Raw genomic sequence first — 8,284 nt, 5'->3', positions numbered from 1 at the left:
CTTATTCACACATACCGTTTCCCCAGTGGCGTTGTCAAGGTCACACCTTTCAAACCGACTACCCACCAGCTTCATAGTCGACCCAACTTGCATTACATCCTCTGCCACCCCAGTGGTTTTAATGCAAGTTGGGTCGACTATGAAGCTGGTGGGTAGTCGGTTTGAAAGGTGTGCCTTTAAACCTAACAGACGAGGTTCCACCCTTATTCACACATACCGTTTCCCCAGTGGCGTTGTCAAGGTCACACCTTTCAAACCGACTACCCACCAGCTTCATAGTCGACCCAACTTGCATTACATCCTCTGCCACCCCAGTGGTTTTAATGTCGTTCTCAAATATATTTAACTCTACATTCCTTCCTAGCCCACTTACTCTGCTACCACTATCCTTGTTTCCTCCGCATGAACTCAACACCAAACTAAATACTACAATAACGCTTACCATCTTCTTGAAATTAATCATTCTAAATCCCCTTTCGTCCTTGCGGCCTAGACTCTTTAAACTCTTCTTACTTTGTACTTCAGAATCTAAACTCTATTTTGTATGTCATAATTTAATTAATTCAACAAATGTGCATCGAGAATAGCCACATCGCTTGGAGCTACAATCAAATCTGTTTTTCTAACAATTCCTGCGCTTGGACCATCGCTCTCCATGAAAAGAACGGCATCCACAAGAGTAAATCTTATTTTATCTTCAAAAAATAAATAAATATTGTAAGTAACCCTGCGAAATCTTTATTTTCAGATGCATATTTTATGATACTCAACTTTCATAATACCCGGAATGCCTCGTAAGGGCTTATCATAGCGCTTTTAAGTCCTGTCTTATATCTTTTATTTAAGTCTGAAACACTATTTCTTTAATGCCGTAGCCAAAATATTGAAGCTGTTATCATTCTTTACTTTGTCTCTTATTCATTCAGGTCTTGCTATACCCCGTTTAGAATTTTTTATAAAATTCACTATTTCCCGCACGGCTATAGATTCAATTTGTTCTATTTGCGCCAAAGCATCTTTAAGCAAAAGTTTAGACATAAACAAAATACGATAAGCGTCTTTTACAGCATTAACTTCCTCCATCGGCATTTTTCTTCTTTTCATACCAACTAAATTTAAACCAACAAGTTTTGCTCTATAGCCTGCGCATAAAGCATACGGAATTATGTCCATAGTGACAGCAGCTCCAAGACCTGTCATTGTGCCTTTACCAATTTTTGTAAATTGATGAATACCAACTAGTCCGCTTACGAAAGCAGCGTCGCCTATTTCAACATGTCCTGCCGCCGCGGAACAATTTGCCATAGTCACATTATCACCAATACGACAATCATGCGCAACGTGCGATGCTGTCATAAAATAACAGTTTTTGCCGATTATAGTTTTGCCTGTTTTTTTTGTGCCCCTGTTAAGGGTTACAAATTCTCTGACCGTGGTTCCGTCACCAATATACACCATCGAATATTCACCATCATAGCTAAAATCCTGAGGAGACGCACCGACTGAAGCTGAATTATAAATTTTACAGTTTTTACCAATTTCTGCAAACTCTATAAAAACATTTGAGCCTATCACCGTACCTTCGCCAATCACAACATCTCTACCTATCACTGTATAAGCGCCAATTTCCACATTTGCGCCTATAACAACAGTTTTATCAATTATCGACGTTTGATGAATCATTTTTATTTTTACCTCCTCTCTATGGCTGACCAACTTTATACCAATATCAATACAAAATAAAGCTAGTCAACTATAGTTTTGTTGGGTGTTGGGTCTTGTAATATCCCTTTGGGAATGCTTTATAAAAGTTGTAATATCTTCAACATAAGGAGACCGTGACTCGTCAAGCTTAGACATTGCTTCTTCAAGCGTTAATTTAGACATAAACAATATTTTATACGCTGACTTTATATCTTCAATCTCAGAAAGCTTAATTTTTTTTCTTTTTAATCCTATGAGATTTAACCCTACAAGAACAGCTCTATGCCCTGAACTGTCACATATGGAATAACATCCATGTTAATCATTGCGCCGGCGCCTACCATGATATTTTAAATCTTGAGGTCGTTTACCTATAGACGAAAAATTAAAGATTTAGCAATTATTACCTATTTTCAGCATACTCTATTACCGACTGACCGTGTATTTTAGTTCCGCTTTTAATAACAGTCTCGGGACCGATAACAGTATAGGGTCCTATCTCTACATTATCTTCAATCACCACATTTTTATCTATTATGACCACCGTTTGATGTATCATTGATGCTCTTCTACAATAACAAATACAAATTCAGCTTCTGTTGTCAATTTTCCATCAACATAAGCCTCGCCTCTCATTTTACCACGCCTACCACTATCTTTTATTATTTCTACGCGCAATTCAAGGACATCTCCTGGTTTTACGGGTCTGCGAAATTTTGCTTTGTCTATAGACATAAAATATGCAATATTCCCTTGCATCTCAGGTCTTGAAAGAAACATAACGCAAGATGTCTGACCCATCGCCTCAATAATTAAAACTCCAGGCATTATTGGTGCGCCCGGAAAATGTCCCTGAAAGAAATTTTCATTCCCGCTTACGCATTTATAACCTGTAGCTTTTGAAGTATCTATACTATTTATTTTCACTTTATCTATCATCAAAAATGGATATCGATGTGGTATATATTTTAAAATTTCCTCGTGATTTAATATTTTTTCTGTTCCGGTTACCGCTGTATTCGCACCCATTTTCTCCTCCAAAACTTTATCTTTTTCAACAACAGCTTTCTTTAAAAATTCTTTTACGAAACCTATGTTATTTTGATGACCGGGCTTATCTGCGACTATTTTGGCTTTTATAGGTTTCCCCGCCAAATATAAATCGCCTATCAAGTCCAAAGTTTTATGTCTTACAAATTCATCTTCATAACGAAGAGGATCTTTGTTGTGTATTCCATCTAACCCAATAACTATTGCATTGTCCATAGATCCGCCCAAAGCAAGTCCGTTTTTCTGCAAAGCTTCTATTTCGTAGTCAAAACAAAACGTTTTTGCCGAAGCAAGACAATTTAAATATATATCTTTATTTAGATTAGCTAAAGACATTTTCTGAAATTTTAAAAAAGGGTGATCAAATCCAATTGTACAATCTATTTCCAAACGATCCGACGGATACGCCGATATTTTCGTTTTTCCTGACTCAAAATGCACAGGTTCTTTAAGCGTGTAATATTCTTTTGGCGCGGCAAACTCTTTTATCCCACCGCTTGCAAGAGTCTGTGCAAATATTTTTGCGCTACCATCTAAAATGGGAGGTTCATTGTTATTAATTTCTATAATTAGATTATCTATCCCAAACGCGGCGCATGCAGACATTATATGTTCTATTGTGTGAACACGAACGCCATTTTTTTCTATAACGCTTCCTCTTATTGCAAGTCCTGAGATAGCATTAGAGCATACAGCTTCGATTTCAGTTTTATCCTGCGAATCTACTCTTATAAACCTAATACCATATTCTGCGTAAGGAGCGGGTTTAAAAGTTACTATGCTTCTGTTTCCGGTGTGAAGACCAACGCCTTCAACTGATACCTCTTTTAAAATAGTCGTTTGATTTGCCATGTTAAGTCTATTTATCCTTTAAAGTTTTTTTTATCTTTTTTAAATCTTGATACATTTTTGGTAATTTTCTCATTAAGACTCTTATCTTTATACTGTTGTTTAACGGAGCCATAGGATTTCCTCCCATACGCTTGCCATCGCCAATATTTCCGGAAATTCCAGCTTGACTTGCTATCATTACGTTATTTCCTATTTTTAAATGTCCTGCCACACCGGTTTGCCCGCCAATGGTAACATTATTGCCCAAGTGTGTTGATCCTGCTATTCCTGTCTGGGCAACAATTATACAATTCTCGCCAACGTGGACATTGTGCGCTATTTGAACAAGATTATCTATTTTAGTACCGTTGCCTATTTTTGTAGCATCAACAGTAGCTCTATCTATTGTAGTATTTGCGCCTATTTCAACGTCATTTCCTATCTCAACATTCCCTATCTGCGAAATTTTCTGTATTTTATCTCCTATCATTGCAAAGCCAAACCCGTCCCCACCGATAACAACTCCAGATTGTATAATAACTCTATCGCCGATAATTGTATTTTCTCTGATAACGACATTGGAATAGATAAGACAATCTTTGCCAATTTTTACATCTTTACCAATATATACATTAGGGAATATTCTTGCGTTATCGCCAATCTCTGAACCTGCTTCAATAACGACATTTTGACCTATATATGCGTCTTTGCCAACCTTTGCTTTTTCTGATATAGACGCTGACACGTGTATATTTTTTTCTATAGTCTCCAATCGTTCTTTCTCGACAATTGAGAGAACAAGACCGTAAGCATATTGAGGGTTTTCCACTTTTATAATATTTTTGCCTTTAAACTTTGACGCATCTGTGTCAGATGCGACCAAAACAACACCAGCTTCAGTTTTTAAAGCTTCAGAAAGATACTTCAAACTGCCTAAAAAAGAAATTTCATTCGCTTTCGCTTCTACAAGACAATTAACGCCAGTCAAAAGAATATCTTTATCCCCTATCAGCTCGCCTGAAACAATTGCCACAAGTTCTGATGCTGTAAGTTTCATTTACCCATCCTTTGCCATTTTTATAATTTCATCCGTAATATCTTTACACTTACATGTTAAAATACTTTGTTTTTCTAAAACTACAGCGGCGTCATATTTTTTGGATACTGCTTTTGAGTAAAATTCTATATCTTTTAAAATACTTGCAGTGTTTTTTCTTCCATTAAAGCAATCTCATTTTTAGTTCTGTCTGACATATCTGTAATTTTTAATTTCTGTTCTTTCATTAAACTCCCGAGCATCTCAAGCTGCTTCGTTTGAGAGGTCCTCTAACAAGATTATCATCTTTTATTCTTGAATTTACACTTCTAGCCTTATCTTTAAGGAAATTAAACTCTTTGACCATTTCCGTTACAACTGTTTTTAGCGTTTTTGCAAAATCTTGTATTTCTTTTTTATGACCTTGCGTTTTTGGATAAGACTTGAAAACTCTACTCATATTGACATAAAGGATACTTTCGGAAACTTCTTTATAACTATTAACGCATTTGCGCTCAACCGCTACGCTTACAAGAGCGCTTGATATAAAAACAAACATCAACGATAATATAAAAAACTTTTAAAAATCATATCCTAAACTAAAATAAGGCAACATCTCGTTTTTGTTTTCTTTACGATTTAAACCATATCCAAAATCAAGCCTTATAGGGAGCATCGAAGCTCCAACTCTTATGCTAACACCCACGCCGGAACGAAGATTTTTTTCTCCATCGCCTAAAGTTAAATTTACGCTACTAAAATCTTTCCACGTTCCGCCAATATCATAAAATATAGCGCCCTGAAGAATTGTTTTTCCATTGACTCCAAATATAGGGAACTTATACTCGACATTAACTACGCCTTTTACTTTACCACCGCCTGGAGGACCTATTTCATTTCCGCTAGCGTACCCTCTTACCGTACCTGATCCGCCACCGCCACCAACATGAAATTTTTCATAAACAGGTACTGATTGACTACCATAGGCAGTAATTGCGCCTACTTCCATATTAACACTCAACACAAATTTCCAAAATGTGGGAAAAAATAATGTTGACTTGGCAATGCTTCTAACAAAATTTAAATTGCCTCCCAACTTATCGCTTGCTAGTTGCAAATATAAAAGCTGTTTGCTGCCTCTTGACGGATCAAATATATAATCCCTCGAATCATATGCGCACTGAGCAAAAACGCTTGTTGTTATGTTGTTCTTTGCTACATCTGACGATTTTTCTATTTCCTCTTTTATCTTATCTCTTATATTGGAAAGTTTAACTTCTTCGATTTTATACCCAAATTGCAACCTTACATAATCGCTAAGACTCGGTCCAACTGTAGCGACAAGACCTTTTCTGCGTTCTGTATAAGCGTCTGTAATGCCTGAATAATCTCTATTTCTTCTAGTGTCGAACACACATAAAGTCAAACTCGCATTCTTATCAAAAATTCTACGTTCAGTCCACTCTATTTCAAAATTTTGTCGTTTTCTTTCTCCAAATTCTCCCAACAATGTTAATGTTTGACCTGAACCAAGCAAGTTCATATGACGAATCTGCAACGACCCCACGATATTATCTACAGTAGAATACCCTATGCCAGCTGTAATCGCCCCGACGCTAGATTCAGTGATAGCAAGGGACAAGTCAAATACGTCAGGAGCGTCCGTAATCATAGGCTGACACTCAAGACTCTCAATAAAACCTAAATTATAAATTTTCTCAATACTTCTGCTAAGTTTTTTTAAAGAAAATACATCGCCAGATTTTAAAAGAACTTCTCTTCTTATAACTTTATCTTTTGTTGAAACAAGACCATCTATGTGAATATCTCCTACATATACGATAGAATTTTCTTGTATTGATAGGTTCACATCTACAACACTTTCTGCGCCTCGTTTATTAAAATCAGAATTAATCGCCGCCTTCAGGTAACCTTTATCGGCGTACGCAGTTTTTATACCCTGCTCCATTTCAACAATTTTATGCTGATTAAAAACTTGACCTTTTTTAAACTTAATTATCTTACCAATTTCTTTGTCATCAACAGCAAAATTACCGCTGTGTGTTATGGAACCTATTTTGTATCTTTCACCTTCGCTTATATTTAAAGTTAAAAATATTTCTGTTTTTGCTTCGTTATACGTATTGGCTGAAGAAACAAACTGATAATCCATAAAACCGTTATTTTTGTAAAACGCCTCTATTGCCGCCAAATCTGCGTTAAAAATATTTTCCTTAAATATTTTTTTAGGTTTTATTTTCATTAATTTACTAATTTTTTTCTCCTTATAGGAGATAACTCCTTCAATTTTAACACCACCAATAACAATTTTACTGTTTTCTGTAATAAGAAAAGTTACTGTCATTTTATTTGTATCTGCGTCAATGGTAGAATAAATTTCAATTAGACAATCAGCATAACCTTTATCTTTATATAAAGTAGATATTTTGCTTTTTGTTTCTTCAAGTTTCACAAGATCGTGATATTCTTTTTCCTTTAATGTACTTATACTTTTAAGTTTTCCTGTCAAAATCTCAGCATTACCTTTGAAAACGAGATGCTCCACATAAGGTTTTTCAGAAACAACAAAAGTAAGAACACCTGTGCGCTTGTCAAAACGAGCTTCAACATTATCAAAATGTTCAAGTCCAGCTATTAAGCGAACATTCTCTCTGGCTGCATCACTTGAATAAGATTTTCCTTTTTTAAGTTTTACAACAGATAAAACATCCTTTAACTTTACATTATGCAAACCTTCAATAATTATGTCTGACACTACATCAGTGTCGGCATACACGAACGAAACAAAAAATAACATACAACACACTAAAGCCAAACGAATCCGCACTAAAAAACCTCCATACATGACATGGTAAGATGATACGAATCCGCACATTTTACTAAAAAACGCATGCTAATTCAACGACTTCTTCCGTACTTTTGTCAGACAAAACAAAAGCGCCAAAAATTCTTGTTGCTGAGCTTCATTTGCTTCATATTTTTTAGGCAATTTTAGAACTTGCGAGAAATCTTATCAGATTTATAGATGATTTCGCTTTAAACAACTAACTGGAACAACGCAATAGACATTGTAACAACATTTTGAGGCAGCGCCTCTTTCTTTTCTGCCGTACACAAAAGGCTAGTGATAGTAATGCCAACTTGCATCCGTTGGAGCATACTGAGCGTCAGTATATTTGCTAACTGTTGCACAACCATTCAACAAGAAAACTTACAATTTTCTTCATTTTACACTTCTCCTCTGTTTATTTTTTAACTTCTCTAAAATCAAATCAATTTCAATATAAGGCGCACATGACAACGTCGTTTGAGACGGTAAATCAGTTAGCTGAATTTGCGGTGAGGAATGAAATTTTGACGGCGCAAGAGTTAGCTGAGATAGCTTGTGATAATTGCGATAAAGATTTAAGGAACGACAGGTCTTTTATGGAAGCGTGCAAAATAGAGCTAGAAAGATAAAAAAAAGGGATATTTGATAAGGAGATAAAGAGTGAAAATCGACCAGCCGGAAAAGGTGTATGATTTGACGTTGATTGACCATAGGGATAGTTGTTGGAAATGTGATAAGGTGTTTGAGACTCTTGAGCAGGCTGAGCTGTATCGTATGGAGACTGTAGATTGTATGAACATTAAAGTTGGTGG

Annotated in this window: 9 protein-coding genes; 1 reads left to right on the top strand and 8 read right to left on the bottom strand. The window is 35.9% G+C overall.

Annotated elements, in window-relative coordinates; translation table 11 throughout:
• Positions 1-118 precede the first annotated feature (118 nt).
• From LE180_RS05160 to bamA, 8 genes are all read right to left on the bottom strand, one after another.
• A complete protein-coding gene (locus LE180_RS05160) occupies positions 119-463 on the bottom strand; it encodes a hypothetical protein (RefSeq protein WP_374134391.1) in 345 nt (114 codons plus the stop codon).
• Between the two features lie 455 nt (positions 464-918).
• The gene (gene lpxA / locus LE180_RS05155; protein WP_374134390.1) at positions 919-1,683 is read right to left on the bottom strand and encodes an acyl-ACP--UDP-N-acetylglucosamine O-acyltransferase; all 765 of its coding nucleotides are present in this window, start codon (positions 1,681-1,683) and stop codon (positions 919-921) included.
• A 66-nt stretch (positions 1,684-1,749) separates the two neighbouring features.
• Positions 1,750-2,007: a hypothetical protein gene (locus LE180_RS05150; protein ID WP_374134392.1), complete on the bottom strand. Its 258-nt coding sequence runs from the start codon at positions 2,005-2,007 to the stop codon at positions 1,750-1,752.
• Between the two features lie 100 nt (positions 2,008-2,107).
• Positions 2,108-2,263 (bottom strand): hypothetical protein, encoded by a 156-nt coding sequence (locus LE180_RS05145; protein WP_374134389.1) that lies wholly within the window; start codon positions 2,261-2,263, stop codon positions 2,108-2,110.
• The gene (gene lpxC / locus LE180_RS05140) at positions 2,260-3,606 is read right to left on the bottom strand and encodes a UDP-3-O-acyl-N-acetylglucosamine deacetylase (RefSeq protein ID WP_374134388.1); all 1,347 of its coding nucleotides are present in this window, start codon (positions 3,604-3,606) and stop codon (positions 2,260-2,262) included. The genes LE180_RS05145 and lpxC overlap by 4 nt, the downstream gene beginning before the upstream one ends.
• Before the next feature lie 7 nt (positions 3,607-3,613).
• Positions 3,614-4,642, bottom strand: a complete 1,029-nt coding sequence (lpxD, locus tag LE180_RS05135; protein WP_374134387.1) for a UDP-3-O-(3-hydroxymyristoyl)glucosamine N-acyltransferase — start codon at positions 4,640-4,642, stop codon at positions 3,614-3,616.
• A 226-nt stretch (positions 4,643-4,868) separates the two neighbouring features.
• Positions 4,869-5,180 carry a hypothetical protein gene (locus LE180_RS05130; protein WP_374134386.1) on the bottom strand — a complete coding sequence of 104 codons (312 nt, stop codon included), beginning with the start codon at positions 5,178-5,180 and terminating at the stop codon, positions 4,869-4,871.
• 21 nt (positions 5,181-5,201) lie between these two features.
• On the bottom strand, positions 5,202-7,439 hold the full coding sequence (gene bamA / locus LE180_RS05125) for an outer membrane protein assembly factor BamA (RefSeq protein WP_374134385.1): 2,238 nt from the start codon (positions 7,437-7,439) through the stop codon (positions 5,202-5,204).
• A gap of 497 nt (positions 7,440-7,936) precedes the next feature.
• Here bamA and LE180_RS05120 point away from each other — a divergent pair, with 497 nt between their 5' ends.
• Positions 7,937-8,101: a hypothetical protein gene (locus tag LE180_RS05120; RefSeq protein ID WP_374134384.1), complete on the top strand. Its 165-nt coding sequence runs from the start codon at positions 7,937-7,939 to the stop codon at positions 8,099-8,101.
• Positions 8,102-8,284: the final 183 nt, after the last annotated feature.

Origin of the sequence: Candidatus Endomicrobiellum pyrsonymphae (assembly GCF_020328025.1) — a bacterium.
Lineage (GTDB): Bacteria > Elusimicrobiota > Endomicrobiia > Endomicrobiales > Endomicrobiaceae > Endomicrobiellum > Endomicrobiellum pyrsonymphae.
This window is presented reverse-complemented; position numbering and strand designations above follow the sequence as displayed.